At 34.8% G+C, this 18,685-nt stretch carries 23 protein-coding genes and 2 riboswitches; of the genes, 9 read left to right on the top strand and 14 right to left on the bottom strand.

Annotated elements, in window-relative coordinates; all coding sequences use genetic code 11:
• Positions 1-101 precede the first annotated feature (101 nt).
• Both Q3V31_RS07045 and Q3V31_RS07040 read right to left on the bottom strand, forming a co-directional pair.
• Positions 102-551 carry an NUDIX hydrolase gene (locus Q3V31_RS07045; protein WP_000540508.1) on the bottom strand — a complete coding sequence of 150 codons (450 nt, stop codon included), beginning with the start codon at positions 549-551 and terminating at the stop codon, positions 102-104.
• Positions 552-812: 261 nt separating this feature from the next.
• Positions 813-1,106 carry a DUF3928 family protein gene (locus tag Q3V31_RS07040; RefSeq protein ID WP_000288333.1) on the bottom strand — a complete coding sequence of 98 codons (294 nt, stop codon included), beginning with the start codon at positions 1,104-1,106 and terminating at the stop codon, positions 813-815.
• 177 nt (positions 1,107-1,283) lie between these two features.
• Between Q3V31_RS07040 and Q3V31_RS07035 the strand changes: the two genes are divergently transcribed.
• The gene (locus tag Q3V31_RS07035) at positions 1,284-1,901 is read left to right on the top strand and encodes an ImmA/IrrE family metallo-endopeptidase (RefSeq protein WP_000371627.1); all 618 of its coding nucleotides are present in this window, start codon (positions 1,284-1,286) and stop codon (positions 1,899-1,901) included.
• A gap of 14 nt (positions 1,902-1,915) precedes the next feature.
• On the opposite strand, the gene Q3V31_RS07030 is transcribed toward Q3V31_RS07035, so the two are convergent.
• From Q3V31_RS07030 to Q3V31_RS07015, 4 genes are read right to left on the bottom strand one after another with little or no spacing between them, the layout of a single operon-like run.
• On the bottom strand, positions 1,916-2,215 hold the full coding sequence (locus Q3V31_RS07030; RefSeq protein ID WP_001190631.1) for a hypothetical protein: 300 nt from the start codon (positions 2,213-2,215) through the stop codon (positions 1,916-1,918).
• A gap of 51 nt (positions 2,216-2,266) precedes the next feature.
• Positions 2,267-3,028: a DUF1129 domain-containing protein gene (locus Q3V31_RS07025; RefSeq protein WP_000868631.1), complete on the bottom strand. Its 762-nt coding sequence runs from the start codon at positions 3,026-3,028 to the stop codon at positions 2,267-2,269.
• Between the two features lie 13 nt (positions 3,029-3,041).
• A complete protein-coding gene (locus tag Q3V31_RS07020) occupies positions 3,042-3,809 on the bottom strand; it encodes a DUF1129 domain-containing protein (RefSeq protein ID WP_000952897.1) in 768 nt (255 codons plus the stop codon).
• Entirely contained in the window at positions 3,809-4,141 is a 333-nt protein-coding gene (locus Q3V31_RS07015; RefSeq protein WP_000107977.1) for a PadR family transcriptional regulator, read from the bottom strand. Before Q3V31_RS07015 ends, Q3V31_RS07020 begins: the two co-directional genes overlap by 1 nt.
• 133 nt (positions 4,142-4,274) lie before the next feature.
• On the opposite strand from Q3V31_RS07015, the gene Q3V31_RS07010 reads away from it, so the two are divergent.
• Positions 4,275-5,051: a 3-hydroxybutyrate dehydrogenase gene (locus Q3V31_RS07010; protein ID WP_000258440.1), complete on the top strand. Its 777-nt coding sequence runs from the start codon at positions 4,275-4,277 to the stop codon at positions 5,049-5,051.
• A gap of 210 nt (positions 5,052-5,261) precedes the next feature.
• Here Q3V31_RS07010 and Q3V31_RS07005 read toward each other — a convergent pair whose 3' ends face one another.
• The 4 genes from Q3V31_RS07005 to Q3V31_RS06990 form a co-directional block, all read right to left on the bottom strand.
• Positions 5,262-5,399 (bottom strand): YvrJ family protein, encoded by a 138-nt coding sequence (locus Q3V31_RS07005; RefSeq protein ID WP_000393342.1) that lies wholly within the window; start codon positions 5,397-5,399, stop codon positions 5,262-5,264.
• 64 nt (positions 5,400-5,463) lie between these two features.
• Entirely contained in the window at positions 5,464-6,528 is a 1,065-nt protein-coding gene (gene mtnA / locus Q3V31_RS07000; protein ID WP_329763601.1) for an S-methyl-5-thioribose-1-phosphate isomerase, read from the bottom strand.
• Positions 6,525-7,706 carry an S-methyl-5-thioribose kinase gene (mtnK, locus tag Q3V31_RS06995; protein ID WP_000542695.1) on the bottom strand — a complete coding sequence of 394 codons (1,182 nt, stop codon included), beginning with the start codon at positions 7,704-7,706 and terminating at the stop codon, positions 6,525-6,527. The genes mtnA and mtnK overlap by 4 nt, the downstream gene beginning before the upstream one ends.
• A 91-nt stretch (positions 7,707-7,797) precedes the next feature.
• Positions 7,798-7,939: riboswitch (SAM riboswitch) on the bottom strand.
• A 72-nt stretch (positions 7,940-8,011) separates the two neighbouring features.
• Positions 8,012-8,875, bottom strand: coding sequence for a carbon-nitrogen family hydrolase (locus Q3V31_RS06990; RefSeq protein WP_002094426.1), 864 nt, complete (start codon positions 8,873-8,875; stop codon positions 8,012-8,014).
• A gap of 14 nt (positions 8,876-8,889) precedes the next feature.
• On the opposite strand from Q3V31_RS06990, the gene Q3V31_RS06985 reads away from it, so the two are divergent.
• The 6 genes from Q3V31_RS06985 (at position 8,890) to Q3V31_RS06960 (ending at position 13,925) form a co-directional block, all read left to right on the top strand.
• The gene (locus Q3V31_RS06985) at positions 8,890-10,068 is read left to right on the top strand and encodes a pyridoxal phosphate-dependent aminotransferase (RefSeq protein WP_329763599.1); all 1,179 of its coding nucleotides are present in this window, start codon (positions 8,890-8,892) and stop codon (positions 10,066-10,068) included.
• A gap of 64 nt (positions 10,069-10,132) precedes the next feature.
• Positions 10,133-10,238: riboswitch (SAM riboswitch) on the top strand.
• Between the two features lie 64 nt (positions 10,239-10,302).
• A complete protein-coding gene (mtnW, locus tag Q3V31_RS06980) occupies positions 10,303-11,547 on the top strand; it encodes a 2,3-diketo-5-methylthiopentyl-1-phosphate enolase (protein WP_000014174.1) in 1,245 nt (414 codons plus the stop codon).
• Positions 11,544-12,203 (top strand): 2-hydroxy-3-keto-5-methylthiopentenyl-1-phosphate phosphatase, encoded by a 660-nt coding sequence (locus Q3V31_RS06975; protein ID WP_000027449.1) that lies wholly within the window; start codon positions 11,544-11,546, stop codon positions 12,201-12,203. The genes mtnW and Q3V31_RS06975 overlap by 4 nt, the downstream gene beginning before the upstream one ends.
• Positions 12,200-12,838, top strand: a complete 639-nt coding sequence (locus Q3V31_RS06970) for a methylthioribulose 1-phosphate dehydratase (protein ID WP_000811328.1) — start codon at positions 12,200-12,202, stop codon at positions 12,836-12,838. Before Q3V31_RS06975 ends, Q3V31_RS06970 begins: the two co-directional genes overlap by 4 nt.
• Positions 12,816-13,328 carry a 1,2-dihydroxy-3-keto-5-methylthiopentene dioxygenase gene (locus Q3V31_RS06965; RefSeq protein WP_000057299.1) on the top strand — a complete coding sequence of 171 codons (513 nt, stop codon included), beginning with the start codon at positions 12,816-12,818 and terminating at the stop codon, positions 13,326-13,328. Before Q3V31_RS06970 ends, Q3V31_RS06965 begins: the two co-directional genes overlap by 23 nt.
• A gap of 321 nt (positions 13,329-13,649) precedes the next feature.
• Entirely contained in the window at positions 13,650-13,925 is a 276-nt protein-coding gene (locus tag Q3V31_RS06960; protein ID WP_000054656.1) for a hypothetical protein, read from the top strand.
• A gap of 61 nt (positions 13,926-13,986) precedes the next feature.
• Here Q3V31_RS06960 and Q3V31_RS06955 read toward each other — a convergent pair whose 3' ends face one another.
• The 4 genes from Q3V31_RS06955 to Q3V31_RS06940 all read right to left on the bottom strand — a co-directional run bounded on the left by Q3V31_RS06955 (position 13,987) and on the right by Q3V31_RS06940 (position 17,722).
• Positions 13,987-14,319, bottom strand: coding sequence for a DUF3909 family protein (locus Q3V31_RS06955; protein ID WP_000365603.1), 333 nt, complete (start codon positions 14,317-14,319; stop codon positions 13,987-13,989).
• A gap of 5 nt (positions 14,320-14,324) precedes the next feature.
• A complete protein-coding gene (locus Q3V31_RS06950; RefSeq protein ID WP_000428551.1) occupies positions 14,325-15,203 on the bottom strand; it encodes an NAD(P)-dependent oxidoreductase in 879 nt (292 codons plus the stop codon).
• A 4-nt stretch (positions 15,204-15,207) separates the two neighbouring features.
• Complete coding sequence (locus Q3V31_RS06945) at positions 15,208-16,338, bottom strand: serine hydrolase domain-containing protein (RefSeq protein WP_016130213.1); 1,131 nt, start codon at positions 16,336-16,338, stop codon at positions 15,208-15,210.
• Positions 16,339-16,429: 91 nt separating this feature from the next.
• Positions 16,430-17,722 (bottom strand): GGDEF domain-containing protein, encoded by a 1,293-nt coding sequence (locus Q3V31_RS06940; RefSeq protein WP_001023179.1) that lies wholly within the window; start codon positions 17,720-17,722, stop codon positions 16,430-16,432.
• A 331-nt stretch (positions 17,723-18,053) separates the two neighbouring features.
• Here Q3V31_RS06940 and Q3V31_RS06935 point away from each other — a divergent pair, with 331 nt between their 5' ends.
• A complete protein-coding gene (locus Q3V31_RS06935) occupies positions 18,054-18,671 on the top strand; it encodes a nitroreductase family protein (protein ID WP_000183653.1) in 618 nt (205 codons plus the stop codon).
• Positions 18,672-18,685 lie beyond the last annotated feature (14 nt).

Raw genomic sequence — 18,685 nt, 5'->3', positions numbered from 1 at the left:
TTAGGTGAAATTCCATAAGATGTATATCTACAACTATCATACTATAAACATACTAAAAAATCAAAATATTTAATATAATAAAAATAGAAGGAATTAACCTTCTATTCTGTTAATGCGTATAAGAATTTTTGCAATATCTTCTCTGTCGTTTCATTCAATTTCGGTAACTTATCTACCGGAAAATATTGAAGTTGTAACCCTTCATGATCGAGCTTTAATTCTCCACTCACATGATGTGCCTGATACAGATGAATTACATTAAAAACTTCATCTCCATTTGGATAACGAAAATAAACTTCTTTTCCTGAAAGAACACCAAGAAATTGCATTATTTTTGCACTTAGCCCCGTCTCCTCGAATAATTCTCTACGAGCAGTTTCTTCTGTCGTTTCTCCCAATTCCATTGCCCCGCCAGGCACACCCCAATCATATGTATCTGAACGATATTGAAGCAATACTTCTTGATTATCATTTAATATAATAATTGCTGACCCTACTAAAATAAGTGGTCTCGTACCAACTACTTCGCGTAACTCTTCAATATACCCCAATATGTAAACTCTCCTTTCCTCACCCTTCCTTATCATAACAAAATTCTCTTCCTTTTGTTGATGTAATTTTCAACAAAAAAGGAAGCTTTCGCTTCCTTTTTTTACCGTTATCCCGCTATTTGCGGGCGGTAAGACCCCTACCTCAAAATTCAGCGAAAGTAAAGAAGTTAGGTGGGGATCTGGCTGCCCATAAAAGCCCGATTGGTGAGGGCTGATAATCAGTGGGGGATGAAAAACCACCCCACTGATTAAAGTTTCACTTTATTTCTTAAAGCTTTCGTATTTTACAGCTTCAAAAGCTTCTTCAATTTCCTCATTGCTATAATGGACGTATGTAAAACGCCCTAATTCTACTAATCTAGCTATTTCTTGTAACGCTTTATGTTGATCATATGTTTCTTCAATTGTAATATGTACATAAAATTTCATTAATGGATGTTCATATAAAGGTTCTCCCACCTCTACATATACATCTTCAACCCCTTGCACAACTCTTACGTAACTCGCAAATTGATAAAGTGCTTCTCTGTCTGAAACGATTTTTAATGTATACATATATTCTCCCCCTTTCCTTTACTATATCAAAAAGATGACCACACTACGTTATAGAACTATGAAATTTTTTCGAATTGTAGTCTATATTTTCATGTAATAAACAAGGCGTTTATCCATACATAGCATCTTTTCCTCACATATATTATTGGAAGAATTTTTTCATTTGAGGTGTTCCTTATGGATCCATACGTTAATATATGTATTTGCATTACGCCAGGAGCTAATATTTCTGACGACCGCATCGCAAAAGATTTAGCAGTTGCAGAATCAATTTGGCATCCCATTACATTTCAAATTCAAGAAGTAATTGTGTTAAATGAGCTTTTCCGTTTTTCTGACCGTGAGATTAGTTATAAAAGTTCCATTCAGAGTCAGGAAAAATTAGCATCCTTTTTCCAAACGTGTGTAAATGAAGCTCCAGAATGTGATCTTTATATTTGTTATATTGGCAGTGATTATTTCAAAGAAACAGCAGTAATTGCCTGCGCTTATTCTTTAGCAAAACAACAGCAACTTACTGGTTACATCGTTTTAACAAACTCAGCTGCTCCAATGAAAAATATATACACCCTCGCTCACGAAATTGGTCATATTTTATTTACAAGACGGATTCACGGAAAACTTACTCATGCAGATCCTCATTCCCCAACTGGATCGGAGCACCATCCTTCTCCATCAAATCTTATGTACCCTATAGTTCCCCGCCCAGAAAACGTCCATATTCATTCCTTATTAACGAACGAACAAAAGGAACTCTCTTTACAAAGTTCTTTATTACAAAGAAAAAAACAGTAACGCCTTGTTACTGTTTAAAACAATCTATTCAAATCAATAAACCAGATTCCGGCTGCTAGAAATAAAAATAGGCAACTAAACATAAGCGTAATTCCTCTAAAAATCCTTATATAATATTTCTTTGGAAATAAATTTTTGCATATCCAAAGCAGCCCTTTTCCTATTAAACCGAAGAACAAAATATAACCCGATGTATCATCTAATAAAGTATCGAAATAGTCATCGTGTACCTTTTTCGAAAAGGTAGTATATAGCCCCAAAATCGTTAAACCTAAAAATATAATAGACAATATACCTAGAAATATACTTTGCATATTTGTTCCCCCCTTAATAAAAAATTCAGTTCGTTCACTATTAATATAAATCTAGCTTACAGTTTTTTTCTCCTCATTTTTTAAAGACCATCGCATTAATACATATAAACTTCCGTACAGAAGTAAAGGCTCTAGCATTCCCCAATATGAATTTTGCTTCCCTAACTCTTTAAATACAAACATAATTAATAGCGGTACGATAACAGCTAATATTCCAATCCATCCAAGTATGTACGCTTCTCCAATTAATAGCACTAATAAGACAATTCCAGCTAGTATATAACTTTGCATTGTAGTTAATTGCAAGACAGGTGTCCCGTACCATTCATTCATAAACATTAATAGTACTAGTAATAAAATCGGTAGCAAAGCTGCTACATAAATAATGCTAAATTCTTTTATTTTGCTCTTAAATGATGACATCTTAAAAGCAAAAATAGTCCCCACAATAGTAATCATTAAAACAATTGGATACCCAATCAGCTGTACATTTGTTAATGTAAATTCATGATTCGGACTTCCAAATAAAATATTTGTCAGTAACCAATATCCACCAATACCAATAATCATCCCTAAAATGCTTTTTATACTCCCGCCTTTATCCTTCTCCATCTCTTTCGCTAACTCTTCCGCATACTCTTTTGGTGAATCACCAAATATATCATTTACTGTCTTTCCCTCTTGCTCTCCTTCTATTAAATGAAGTTCTGCATCTTCTAGAAAAGCATCCACATCCGCTTCTTTAATTCCTTTTGTTATTAAATACACTTTCGTATCAATTAAAAACTTTTCACCTTCTTTAGAAACCTTCATTATAACCCCTCCCTTATTTAAACGTTTCTTTTCTATTCGTCTTCATCATAATTTCAAGGAAAATTAAAATAAACAAACTTCCGTATAAACATATAATTTGAAATAACATTGGCACGAGATCTTCTGATGTAAATGTTTTAAACACTAACATAATAGAAAGCGGAATGATTAAATATAAGTTTTTAAACCATCCTTTAAAATACATATTTATCGCTACTGTAATAATAAAAATCCCACCACCTAATATATAACTTTGCACTTGAGTGAATGTAACCATCTTTGTAGGATATAACACATCTAATATCGTAACCGCTCCTAATAAAAACATTGGCGCTATCATGACTAAAAACCACATTAAAAACCATGTTTTTGTAAAGCTTGTTACAAAGGTCATTTTACGAAGTAAAAAATTAGGACCCATTACAGCTAAAATCAATGTAAAACTATAGCCAATGCACTGAATAAGTGAAATCTGTAAAACTCCATTATTCACTATTAAAATAGAAGCAATAACCCAAAATGCTACGATATTCATTACCGTAAAACCGATTTGCTTCCACGTTTCCTGTCTATCTCTTTCCATTACTTTTACAAGTTCATTGGCATATTCTTTCGGTGAGCTTCCGAAAATATCTTCTACACTTTTCCCATCACTCTCACCTTCTATTAAATGAAGTTCTGCATCTTCTATAAAGCTTTCAACGTCGCTTTCTTTCACACCCTTTGCTGTCAAAAACAACCTCATATCTAATAAAAAATTTCGCGCTTCACTTGATAACATTATTTTCTTCTTCCCTTCCCTTCAAGTAGACGTTCTACACTACTTTGCATCGCTTCCCAACGATCCATAAATTCATCCAGTGCTTCCTCGCCTTTTTCTGTTAATGTATAATATTTTCGCTTTGGACCAGATGGAGATTCCTTCATTACACTTGTTATTAATCCTTCCTTTTGCATTCGTATTAATAACGGATAAATACTTCCCTCACTCGCCATTGTGAAACCATACTTCGCTAGCTTTTCACTCATTTCATAACCGTATATTTCACCTTCAGAAATAATAGCAAGTAAGCAACCTTCTAAAATCCCTTTTAGCATTTGACTTGTCGACATAACTCAAATCCTCCCACTATCTTGTTTTACAAGATAGCTAAAGATTTTTTTCCAAATGTTTGCAGGAATTTCATTATCGCCTCTCTAAATAGAGCAATAAGAGAACTTTTATTATGAAGGAGTGTTTTTCATCATGGTTACAAATCGAGTTGTCTTTTTAACAGGTGCTGCGAGTGGTATTGGATATGAGATGGGGAATGCTTTTGCAAAAGAAGGCGCAAAAGTTGTTATTACTGATCGTCTTGAAGAGCGTGCGAAAGAAGCTGCTGAACAATTACAAAAGGAAGGATTTCAAGCTATCGGTTTAAAATGTGACGTTACATCTGAAGTAGAAATTACAGCAGCAATTTCTCAAACAGTTAATCATTTCGGTTCATTAGATATATTAATTAACAATGCAGGAATGCAACACGTTTCACCGATTGAAGATTTTCCAACTGAAAAGTTCGAGCTGCTAATCAAAATTATGCAAATCGCTCCTTTCATCGCAATTAAGCATGCCTTTCCGATTATGAAAAAACAAAAGTATGGTCGGATTATTAATGTCGCTTCCATTAATGGCCTTGTCGGATTTGCTGGAAAAGCTGCTTATAATAGTGCGAAACATGGCGTAATTGGATTAACGAAAGTGGCTGCTTTAGAGGGAGCAACTCATGGAATTACTGTAAATGCTCTTTGTCCTGGATATGTTGATACCCCTCTTGTACGAAACCAACTACAAGACTTAGCAACTACGCGAAATGTACCACTTGAAAATGTTTTAGAAGATGTTATTTATCCTCTCGTACCACAAAAGCGCTTGTTACAAGTACAAGAAATTGCGGATTATGCTATGTTTCTAGCAAGTGAAAAAGCAAAAGGCATAACTGGTCAAGCTGTTGTTATCGATGGTGGATATACTGCTCAATAAAGTGAAACTTTAATCAGTGGGGGTTTTGTTCATCCCCACTGATTATTAGCCTTCACCAATCGGGCTTTTACGGGCAGTTAATCTCCGACCTAACTTCTTTGCTCCAAGCAAATTTTGAGGTGGGAGTTTTACTGCCCGTTAATGCGGGATAGAAAATAAAGTTTGCTCTTCGCGAGCAAACTTTATTTTCTTTCTATCGCGAGGATCTTACTACTTTAGTAATTGTTTAGGGAGTTTCTCAATTGCAACAATCACTCCGTCTAATTTACTTTCAATGCGATGTAGTAAATATAGCGTTACAACAATTGGAAACCCCACATTACCTATCATCCTGATCCACTCTTCCATCTTTCTCTCCTCCCTTCATTACATAAATAAGAGGAAAAGAGATTCTTAGGCATAAAAAAACAAGCTATTTGTGATTAGCTTGTTTTTCAAATAATAATGCAATTCCCTGTTTATAATCTCCTCGTATAATACCTTGCTCGGTAATAATACCTGTAATTAATTCGTTTGGTGTTACATCAAATGCTGGATTATAAACAGTAGTTCCAACTGGTGCCACTTGTTTCCCGAAAATTTTCGTAACTTCTGTTTCGTCTCTTTCTTCAATAACAATTTCAGCGCCTGTTTGTTTCGTAGTATCAAATGTCGATAGCGGAGCTGCAACGTAAAATGGAATATCGAAATACTTTGCTAATATAGCTAAATTCATTGTTCCAATTTTATTTGCTGTATCTCCATTTGCGACAATTCGGTCCGCTCCTACAATAATCGCGTTTATTTCTTTCGTTTGAATAGCATGCGCTGCCGTATTATCTGTAATAAGCGTTACATCAATTTCCGCTTGTTTCAACTCCCAAGTCGTTAAACGTCCCCCCTGTAAAACTGGTCTTGTTTCACACGCATACGCATGTAAATGTACACCCTTTTCTTTCCCAATATAAAACGGTGCTAATGCAGTACCATATCTAGCAGTTGCGATACTTCCTGCATTACAAATTGTTAAAATTTTATCACCGTCTTTAAAACACGTTAAACCATGTTCTCCAATATTTCGGCACACCATTTCATCCTCTTGCTGAATATGAAGCGCTTCTTCTTCTAATATTTTTTGAGCTTCTTTTATTGTAGTAATCTCTCGAATAGATTCTCTCATACGATCGATTGCCCAAAATAAATTGACTGCTGTCGGGCGTGATGTTCCTAAATAGTTACAATCTCTATTAAACTTCTTTTGAAACTCATCGATATTTATAGCATCGTATTTCTTTGCCGCAAGCGCCAAACCAAACGCAGCTACAATTCCAATTGCAGGTGCCCCGCGTACTTCTAACATAATAATGCTTTTCCATACCTCTTCAATAGTCGTTAATGTTTTAAACTCAGTAATATGCGGTAGTTTTGTTTGGTTTAATACTGCAAGGGCATCACCTTTCCAACTGACAGACCTCGGAATAGTAACAATTGTACTCATGCTTTTACGCCTCCAGAAACTGTCTGTTGAAATAACGTTCGGAACAATTGAATATCAGCACTCTTAGATTCATATTTTATTAGTTCTTTTCCTAAGGATAACGCTTGCTTCTTAGCTTGAATTCTTTTTTCTTTATTTGCTATTTCATCTAAATCAGCTACATGAGCTAAGCCAATTGTTCTACGAATAAGTTCACATCCAGCAAATCCGACAGCATCAGTAAAGATATTTTGCAAAATAATTGGTAACCATTGTTTCTCTTTCGTATATGCTTCTACACCTTCTCCAATCCATAACCTCGTAAAAGCTTCTACAAAATAACTCCATGTTTTCTCTATATGGAAAAATAGTACATTTCTCTGCTCTTCTTCTCTTGATAAAGCATTTAATAATAAATTTGCAACAAATTGACCGATGTCAAATCCAAATGGACCGTACGTTGCAAACTCTGGATCAATTACTTTCGTTTCAGAAGGTGATGAAAATATACTACCAGTATGTAAATCTCCGTGTATGAGAGCCTCTTTTCTCGTCAAAAACTTATACTTATACTGTGCTACTTTTAATTTTAAAGTTTTATCACTCCACAGTTCATCAACCGCTAGTTGTAACTCTGGTTCATAATCATTTGTATCATAATGACTAAACGGATCTGTAAACACTAAATCTTCTGTAATTTTACTAAGGTCTGGGTTTACAAATGTGCCCTCTAGTACCCTCTTCTCTTCTGACTGTAAACCGAAATCTGAAGTATAAAATAAAACATGTGCTAGAAAGCGACCAATGTGCTGGGATAAAAGAGGATACTCTTCTCCGTCTATTAATCCTTTTCTTGTAATCGTTAGTCTTGATAAATCTTCTATTACTGTCACTGCCAACTCCTCATCATGACTGTATACTACCGGCACGTATTCCGGTACATACTTTGCGAAAATTTGTAATGCTTTACTTTCAATCGTCGCTCTTTTTATAGACAATGGCCAACTCTCACCAACTACTTTCGCATATGGCAGTGCTTGTTTTATTATAATAGACTTCTCTCCATCATCTAATTTGAACACGTAATTTAAATTTCCATCTCCAATTTCATGACAAACTACATTTGCTTTCTTTTCAAAATAACCGTGTTCTTTCGCATATTGTATAGCTGTTGTTTCAGTTAATGAATAATATCCCATCGTCTTCTCCCCCTTTTTTAAATTCAGAGGTTTTTCTGACGTAGAAAAACCTCTTTCCACAAAGAAAGAGGTTTGAAGTTTATCTTCTCCCCTCTTATCTGCCAGAAAGTAAACTTTCTGCTGGAATTAGCACCGTGCCTTTTGGCGTAAATAAACGCCCCATTTCACAATGGTATTACGGTCGGTTGCTGGGCTTCATCGGGCCAAATCCCTCCACCTGCTCTTGATAAGAGTTATATAATTTTTTAGAATTTTTAACTTTATGTTGAAGACTATACCAAGAATAAAAATCACTTGTCAATATTTTATTTGTATAATTCTGGACGGCGATCTGCAAAAACTGGAATTCCTTTACGTACCTCTTTAATCTTCTCGAATTTAAGTTCTCCAAATAAAATTGATTCCTCTTCATTTGCCTCTACTACAACTTCACCCCAAGGATCCACAATTAAAGAATGACCTGCAAACTCATTATTCGGATCCTTTCCTGCCCTATTACATGCAACAACATAACACTGATTTTCAACTGCTCTTGCTTGCAATAACAAACGCCAATGCGCTAAACGAACTAATGGCCATTCTGCTACAACAAATAAAACTTTTGCACCTTTAGCAGTATGAACGCGCATCCACTCTGGAAAACGAATATCATAACAAATTGTGCCGGCGCACTCTACATCATCTAACTTAAATTCACCTGTACTATTTCCAGCGATTAAATATTTATGTTCATCCATAAGCTGAAATAAGTGCACTTTACTATATTCATTGACTAGTTCTCCTTCCTTGTTTACAACATACATTGTATTGGTAACACCTTGTTCTGTTTGCTTCGCTATGGAACCACCAACAATATGTACACCATATTGTTTCGACCATTCTTTCAACTTTTCTTTCGTTTCTACTCCCTCTCTATCTGCAATTTCAGAAAGTCTCGTTAAATCATATCCTGTCGTCCATAGTTCTGGTAAGACAATAACATCTGGTCTTTCCTTCATCGCTTCACTTATTTTATTTTTGGCGTTCTCAATATTTTTTTCTACATCTCCAAAGACAATATCCATTTGAATACATGCGACTTTCATTTTTTCAGCCCCATTCTCATTTTTCTCTTTACAAAATACTGGAAAGATTATATCATTTGTCACTAGAATTGTAACAACTTTCAAAAGAGGTGGAAAGTATGAAATTATTTCAACCTTCTGAGATAGTAACATCATTGCCAACACAATTTTTCGCTTCACTTGTTGCAAAGGTTAACAAAGTCGTTGTAGCTGGTCACGATGTTATTAATCTAGGTCAAGGTAATCCAGATCAACCAACACCGCAGCATATCGTTAAAGCTTTACAAGATGCTGCTGAAAAGACCATTCATCATAAATATCCGCCATTTCGCGGACACGAAAGCTTAAAAGAAGCCGTGGCAACATTCTATCAACGTGAATATGATGTAGTAGTAAATCCAAAAACTGAAGTTGCTATTTTGTTTGGCGGAAAAGCTGGATTAGTAGAATTACCAATTTGTTTTACAAACCCTGGTGATACTATTCTCGTTCCAGATCCAGGCTATCCAGATTATTTATCAGGAGTTGCTTTAGCAAAAGCACAATTTGAAACAATGCCGCTTATTGCAGAGAATAATTTTTTACCGGATTATACAAAAATTGATAACTCTATTGCCGAGCGTGCAAAGTTAATGTTTTTAAACTATCCAAATAACCCTACCGGTGCTACTGCATCAAAAGACTTTTTTGATGAAACCATTCATTTTGCTAATGAACATAATATATTAGTCGTTCATGATTTTGCATACGGTGCTATTGGATTCGATGGTCAAAAGCCCATTAGTTTCTTGCAAGCAGACGGTGCCAAAGATACAGGTATTGAAATTTACACTCTATCGAAGACTTTCAATATGGCCGGATGGCGCATCGCTTTTGCTGTGGGGAATGAAAGTGTGATTGAGACAATTAACCTATTGCAAGATCATATGTATGTTAGTATTTTTGGTGCAATTCAAGATGCTGCCCGCGAAGCACTATTAAGTTCACAGTCTTGCGTAGTAGACCTTGTAAATAGTTACGAATCTCGAAGAAACGCTCTTATTTCAGCTTGTCACTCAATTGGTTGGAATGTAGACATTCCAACCGGATCATTCTTTGCATGGCTTCCTGTACCAGAAGGATATACATCTGAGCAATTTTCTGATATTTTACTAGAAAAAGCACACGTTGCAGTTGCTCCTGGTGTTGGATTTGGTGAGCATGGCGAAGGGTATGTCCGCGTTGGTCTCTTGCATACAGAAGATAGATTACGAGAAGCCATTAATCGAATTGATAAATTAAATTTTTTCAAAAAGTAATTGACAACATGAAAAATATCTGACAAAATTCAGTTATCTTAAAAATTTAAACATTTCTAAATACTTCTTATCAAGAGCAGGTGGAGGGACGAGCCCGACGAAACCCGGCAACCGATCTACAATTGTAGACACGGTGCTAATTCTCGCAGCATTATGCTGACAGATAAGGAGCTGGTTGTAAAAAAACCTCTCCTTAGCTGAGAGGTTTTTTTATTTAACTAGGAGGTTATAACAATGAGCGGAATTATAGCGACATATTTAATCCATGATGATTCACATAACTTAGAAAAAAAAGCTGAGCAAATTGCACTCGGTTTAACAATTGGCTCTTGGACTCATTTGCCACACTTATTGCAAGAACAATTAAAACAACATAAAGGCAATGTCATTCATATTGAAGCGTTAGACGAACAAGAACACACTAACTCTTACCTTGGCAAAAAAGTATCACGTGGACTCATTAAAATTCATTATCCATCGCTGAACTTTAGCCCCGACTTACCAGCCATTTTGACAACAACATTTGGAAAACTTTCGTTAGATGGAGAAATTAAACTCATTGATTTAACATTCTCAGACGAATTAAAGAAACAGTTTCCTGGACCAAAATTTGGAATTGAAGGCATCCGAAACCTTTTACAAGTTCAAGATCGCCCTCTTCTAATGAGTATTTTCAAAGGGATGATAGGACGGAATATTGGATATTTAAAAGCTCAACTACGCGATCAGGCAATTGGAGGCGTAGATATTGTAAAAGATGATGAAATTTTATTCGAAAACTCATTAACACCACTTACAAAAAGAATTGAATCTGGGAAAGAAGTTTTACAATCTGTATACGAAACTTACGGACATAAAACGTTATATGCAGTAAATTTAACAGGACGAACTTTTGATTTAAAAGAAAATGCGAAACGTGCAGTGCAAGCTGGGGCTGATATTCTATTATTTAACGTATTTGCTTACGGACTAGATGTACTGCAAGCACTTGTAGAAGACGATGAAATTCCAATTCCTATTATGGCACACCCTGCTGTAAGTGGTGCTTACTCAGCATCCAAGTTATATGGAGTTTCATCTCCATTATTACTCGGAAAACTACTACGTTATGCTGGGGCTGACTTTTCATTATTCCCATCTCCATATGGAAGTGTTGCGTTAGAAAAAGAGGAGGCTCTTGCCATCTCAAAACATTTAACTGAAGACGATGCACTTTTCAAGAAGAGTTTTTCTGTTCCGTCTGCTGGTATTCACCCTGGTTTCGTTCCCTTTATTCTACGCGATTTCGGTAAAGATGTTGTTATTAATGCTGGCGGTGGGATACATGGACATCCGAATGGAGCGCAGGGTGGCGGTAAAGCTTTCCGTACTGCAATTGATGCTACTTTGCAAAATAAACCACTCCATGAAGTAGAGGACATAAATTTGCATAGTGCACTACAAATATGGGGAAATCCTTCTCTTGGGGTGAAATTATGAGTATTCAAGTATTTTGTGATTTCGATGGCACGATTACAAATAATGATAACATTATGTCCATTATGGAAAAATTCGCACCACCAGAAGCTGAAGATGTAAAGAATAGAATTTTATCACAAGAGCTATCTATTCAAGAAGGTGTTTCTCAATTATTTCAATTAATACCTACTAATTTGCACGATGATATGATTCAATTTTTAATAGAAACTGCTGAAATCCGTAGTGGTTTTCATGAATTTATACAATTTGTAAATAAAAATAACATTTCTTTTTACGTTATATCAGGTGGAATGGATTTCTTCGTCTATCCACTCTTACAAGGAATCATTCCAAAAGAGCAAATTTACTGTAATGAAACAGACTTTTCAAGTGAATACATTACCGTTAAGTGGCCTCATCCTTGTGATCATCATTGTCAAAATCATTGCGGATTATGTAAATCATCTTTAATCCGTAAATTAAGTGGTACAAATGATTTTCATATTGTGATTGGAGATTCAATTACTGATTTACAAGCTGCGAAACAGGCGGATAAAGTATTTGCCCGCGACTTTCTTATTACAAAATGTGAAGAGAATCATATTGATTATACACCGTTTGAAACATTTCAAGATGTTCAAACCCAATTAAAACATTTGTTGGAGGTGAAATCATGAAACAACTTTTTCGTCAATGGTATGACTTAAGCGAGATTAAAAAAGAATTAACAACACGAAATTGGTTTCCAGCAACGAGTGGTAATATTTCTATAAAGGTTAGTCATGAGCCACTTACTTTTCTTATTACAGCAAGCGGTAAAGATAAAACAAAAACTACTCCAGATGATTTTCTCTTAGTAGATCATCTAGGGGTTCCCGTATTAGAGACTGAATTAAGACCTTCAGCAGAAACAATATTGCATACACATATTTATAACAATACGAATGCCGGGTGCGTACTTCATGTTCATACAACTGATAATAATGTCATCACAAATTTATATAGTGATGCAGTCACCCTTCAAAATCAAGAAATTATTAAAGCTCTCGATATTTGGGAAGAAGGTGCAACAATTCACATTCCTATTATCGAAAACCATGCCCATATCCCAACGCTTGGAGAAAACTTCCGAAAGCATATACAGGGAGATTCAGGAGCAGTATTAATCCGTAACCATGGTATTACCGTATGGGGCCGAGATAGCTTTGATGCAAAGAAAAGATTAGAAGCTTATGAGTTTTTATTCCAATTTCATATAAAACTATTATCAATTCAAGGAGGCGTTTCTAATGGCGCAAATTCGTATTCATGAGGAAAATACTCGTATTGAAAGTGAAGTAGAGGTATCAAACTTTCTACAAGGAGAAGATGTTTTATATGAGAAATGGAATATTTCTAAACTTCCTACTCATTTAAAAGAAAATTACTCCTTAACAGATGAAAACAAAGCTGAAATATTAACGGTGTTTTCAAAAGAAATTGCTGATGTTTCAGAACGCCGAGGTTATAAAGCATATGATGTGATTTCACTTTCTAGTAGCACACCTAACCTTGACGAGTTATTAATTAATTTCCAAAAAGAACACCATCATACTGACGATGAAGTTCGCTTTATTGTCAGCGGTCATGGCATCTTCGCTATTGAAGGAAAAGATGGTCGATTCTTTGACGTTGAACTTGAGCCTGGTGATCTTATATCTGTACCTGAAAATGCAAGACATTATTTTACCTTACAAGATGATCGCCAAGTTGTAGCTATTCGTATTTTTGTTACAACAGAAGGTTGGGTTCCAATTTATTAAGGTAGCTAGTTGAATAAAAGATTGGAACCCCTTTTCCAATCTTTTATTCACTCTACATATATATATACATCCTCCTATGGAACAGGCTTATTTCATAACATTGAAGTAAGCCTGATTTTTTATTCACTAAAATAATTTGTCCCTTTCGTTTGTTCAAATCAAATATCTCAAATCACACTTCCACTTTTTCAAGTACATTTCGGAACACTTTTTGAACATTCATTGAACTTTTTTTGAATTTTTTCTGAAAATTCTGTTTTACGTATGATATACTACAAGTAATAAGAAGGAAAAGAATATTGCAAGCAGAGGGGGATAATCATGAGTTTACTTATCGCACTTATACTAGGAGTTTCATGTGGAGCTATTCCTGTCATTTTAGGAGCTATTATGGAAGAATTAGAAGTTGGTGTTTTAGGTTTTGTCGCATCCTGTGTAAGCGCTTTATTTTTCGGTTTGTACGGTGCTATTCCTGTTGCTATTCTGTGCGCATTTTATATAGTACGCCATGCTCGCGCGAAACAGTTTGGTCCTAATCACACTGCACAAGTTATTCCATTCCCAATTGAACGATGCCGCCGCGCTTCCAGCCTATAAATTATCCAACTTAAATATTATGCCTGCCTAAATAAATAAAAAGTCCTCAAATGAGGACTTTTTATTTATTTTCTTCTAGAAATTGAAACAATTCTTGCAAATGAAGTGCATCTTCACTATAGCTAACGGATACGTGACATGTCCCTTCAATCTCAGCATGCATATAAAGGGCAATTCCATCTCGATCATATTTCAATGCCAAATAAAATTCCATTTCCTCTAACATCTTTTTCGAAGTTCGTATAACATAATGCCCTTTCTCATCTCGTCCATATTCGAAACTTGGCTCAAAATCGTATTTTTGTTTAAATGCTTCTTTTTGCTTATCATTAATCTGTACACAAGTTGATTGCTGCACAGCATCAATCATCTCATCAAACTTTTGGAGATCCATCTCATTTACCCCCTTATATAATTTTTGTATAATACTTGTGTTCCGCTATTCTCTTCTCCATCTGCGATTAGTTCTTCATACAATTCCTTCGCTAAGGTTAAACCCGGTACTGGTAATTGTAGTTTTTCAGCTTCATCTAAAGCAATCTTCATATCTTTCATAAAATGCTTTACATAAAACCCTGGTTCAAAATCTCCCTTTAACATTCGAGGTGCTAAATTACTCAATGACCAGCTACCTGCTGCCCCCGTTGAAATACTCTCTAATACTTTATCTGCATTAAGTCCAGCTTTTTTCGCATAAGCAACAGCCTCACATACTCCAATCATATTAGAAGCAATCGCAATTTGATTGCACATTTTTGTATGTTGTCCACTTCCAGCTGGTCCTTGCAACTGAATATTTGTTCCTAGCTTTTCAAATAACGGTAAACATTTTTCATATATTTCTTTCTCGCCACCGACCATAATTGCGAGTCTTGCTTCTTTCGCACCAACGTCTCCTCCAGATACAGGCGCATCTAGCGTATATACACTCTTACTTTTTCCAGCTTCATTAATACGTTTTGCCAATGTTGGTGTAGATGTCGTAAAATCAATTGCTATCGTGTCTTCATTTGCATTCTCCAAAATTCCATCTATCCCAAAGTACACTTCTTCTACATCATGTGGATATCCAACCATAGTCATTACAACATCAACTTGCTTCACTAACTCTTTCGGTGTATGACACCAAGTTGCACCATCTTGCACTAAAGAATCTGCTTTTTCTTTCGTCCTATTATACACATATACTTTATAACCACTTTGCATTAAATGGTTAACCATACTTTTTCCCATCACACCAATACCAATGAAACCTATTGATAAATTTTTATTTTCCATCTTCTCATCCCCTTTGTTCTAATAAATCATTTACCATCTTTCGAAATTCCTTATTAAAATCATCATCCAAACTATTCTTCACATTTGAGAATAAAATAACAAACGTGCCTTTTTCTTTATTGAAATTATTAAACGTATTCCAACCAGATAGTACACCATGGTTATGGAAATAATCTGGATATATGTAAAAGCTAAATGCATATTTTCTTTCTTGTGAAGGTGTAAACATCGCTTGTATACTTTGTTCAGAAAGAAGCTTTCCATTTATAATCGCTTCATCTAATTTTTTCATATCCCCTACTGTCGTATACATCTCACCCGTTCCATATAACCAGTCCATCCCTAATTTTTGTGCTGGCACAAGCTCTTGATCTTTCTTCACATAACCCTTCGTGAAGGTTTTATCTCCAGGCACCATATTTCCCATACCTGATTCATGCATCTCGGCCTTTGTAAATATATTTTCTTTTATATAGTCTCCTAAAGGCTTTTTCGTTATATTTTCTATAATATAAGCGAGCACCATATAATTATAATCCGTATACTTCCAACCTGTTCCTGGTGGAAACTCTAATTTTTGACTTCCAATCCAAGTTACTAAATTTATACGTGAAGCTACATTGACCTTTCCTTTCCCATTTTCCGGTAAACCAGAGGTATGTGTTAATAAATGATATAACGTGATATTTTTATCTGCTGGAAATGAAGGAATGTATTTATTTACATTATCTTGGATATTTAACTTCCCTTGTTCTTGTAACTGTAAAATGGACGTAGCAACAACTGTTTTCGTAATAGAACCGATACGATATTTTGTTTGAGGTGTATTTTCTACTTTATTTTGAACATCAGCATATCCATATCCTTTATTCAATATAACATGTTCTTTATCTGTCACCAAAACTGTCCCATTAAATTGCTTTCCTACTAAATATTGATCTAACTTTTGAGATATACTAGCATAATCAATTTTTTGTACTTCTTCTATATTATCCTGTACCTCTGACTCAATAGCGGGAGTTACCTTTGTTGTTAATACTGCTTGTTCCTTTAGATCGGGACTATAGAGAAAATAGTATACTCCGCCGCAAACTACAGCAGACAGTGAAGCCATAATTATTATTTTTTTTTTCATATTGTTCCTCCATAATTACTTCGTGAAGAATGGTCCCCCATATTCTATTATCAGGCAATAAAAAAAAATCGCAACAATTTGTTGCGAAAAATCACATTTTTTCCTTTCTATATATACATACTTGATTTTTCCCATTTTTTTTTGCTTCATATAATGCAATATCCGCTCTTTGCATTAATTCCTCTTTAGTAATTCCTTGCTCATATAACGCAACTCCAAAACTCGCTGTTAATTTCGAAATTCCAGAGAACTGCTTTGTTTCAATGAAAAATCGTAACGATTCCGCAACTTGAAACGCTTCTTTCTCTACCGTATCCGTCACTAATATTATAAATTCTTCTCCCCCCCACCTTGCAAATATATGTTGATGTTCAACTTTAGATTTCATAAGATCTGCAAGTTGTACTAATGCTAAATCGCCAAAATCATGACCATATGTGTCATTTACTGATTTAAAATTATCTATATCAAACAAAATAAGTGCTATTTTTTCATCATTACGTATTACATTCTCCCACTCTGTCTCCAATATTTGTTGGAATTTCAAACGATTATATATTTCTGTCAATGAATCTATCATAGCCAGTCTTTCTTGCTCTTGATAGATTTCATCTAATTCTGTAATCTCTGTGCATTTTACTATAAATCGTGATAAGTCTTCTGGTAATGGTGTCGCACGTAATAAAAAGGTAGAGGCTTCCCCTTCATAATTGTGCATCTTAATTCTTCTTCCATTTGATAAAGTATCATCCAGCCATGTTACATCGTGAGTCGTCGAATAATATCCGGTCTCTCTTATAAGATGTTCTGCAAATACTAAATGTTGTTCACGATAGGTAAATAAATTATCATATCCGAAAAACTCTAAAAAATTTGTATTACAATCAACAATCTCATCATCTTCTACTATAAATAATAAATCATTTTGAAAATCAAACATCGTTTGAAGCAATTCCTGTTGTAAACTTACTTGTCGCACTAAAGAAAGCTGATATAAACTCTTATTCACTTCCTCTAGTACTACTTGTGGGGTTACTGGTGCTATAACAATATTGCGTATTCCTAACAATAGTAAATCTGCAAACTCATTGTTTATCTGTTGATCCCAAATGATAATGAATGTGCTCTGTGAATTATATATATTCTTTATATATTTTATTTGAGCAAAATCTGTTACATACATAATTACAATATGCGGTTTAGTTCTATGAAACAACATTTCTCCTTCTTCAAAACTATTCGCTATAAACATACATTTTGGATGGACGTTTTCTATCGTTTGTTGATGTGTACATCCATCTTCTATATAAAGGACATTCAACTGAAGATCTTGTAATACATTTTGGAAAACAGTATTCTCTAATAAAAAATGTAGTATGTTCATCACTAGTCTTCACTCACTTCATATATCTTGTTCTACTGAATTCCTCACAATCATTTTATAAAAAATAGTTCTCAAAAAAATCCGATTAGTGAGGAATACATATTAACAAGCTAATTGAGAATGTTATCTTCGCTTATCTACTCTAGAAATTCCTTTTTTAGTGTATGATTATAAGAGTTGTATCGTTTGTATGAATGCCCCATCTCGTTACTTAAAACTTGACAATTAAAATAATTTTATTATATTCTTAAATTCAATAACTTACAAAATGTAAGTAGAATATATTACATTTATTTTATATTAAGTTGATATATAATTTGGAGGATATATAATGACAAACAATGACTTTTTTAACGTTTTATATGAACGCACATCTACACGTGCATTCAACCCCGAAAAAGAAATTTCATCTACAGAATTACATGAAATTTTAAAAGCCGCTGCACAAGCACCTTCTGCTTGGAACTTGCAACACTGGAAATTCCTTGTTTTCCAAGGCGAAGACGTACAAAAACGATTACATCCAATTGCTTATAACCAACAACAAATTCTTGATGCTTCTGCCGTAGTCGCTATTTTAGGTGATTTAGAAGCATATAAAAATGTTGAACCTGTTTACGGTCCAATTGTAGAACAAGGATTTATGAAAGAAGAGGCAAAAGAGCGCTTAGCTAAAAACATTGAATCTGCATATACTCGTGAGCAATACCCACGAGATGCTGCCTTTTCAAATGCTGCTTTAGCAGCAATGCAACTTATGCTTGCAGCTAAAGCAACTGGTTGGGATACTTGCGCTATTGGTGGCTTCAACCCACAAGCATTAATGGAAGAATTCAATGTTTCATCTCGTTACATACCAATTATGCTTATTACAATTGGTGAATCCACTTTAAAAGGTCACCCTGCACCGCGCATGAGCGTAGAACAAGTGAGTGAATGGGCGAAATAATAAAAAACGAAGGT

It is taken from the genome of Bacillus nitratireducens (assembly GCF_036320425.1).
Classification (GTDB): Bacteria; Bacillota; Bacilli; order Bacillales; family Bacillaceae_G; genus Bacillus_A; species Bacillus_A nitratireducens.
Note: the sequence above shows the minus strand (reverse complement) of the source record. Positions and strands in the feature narration are given on the sequence as shown.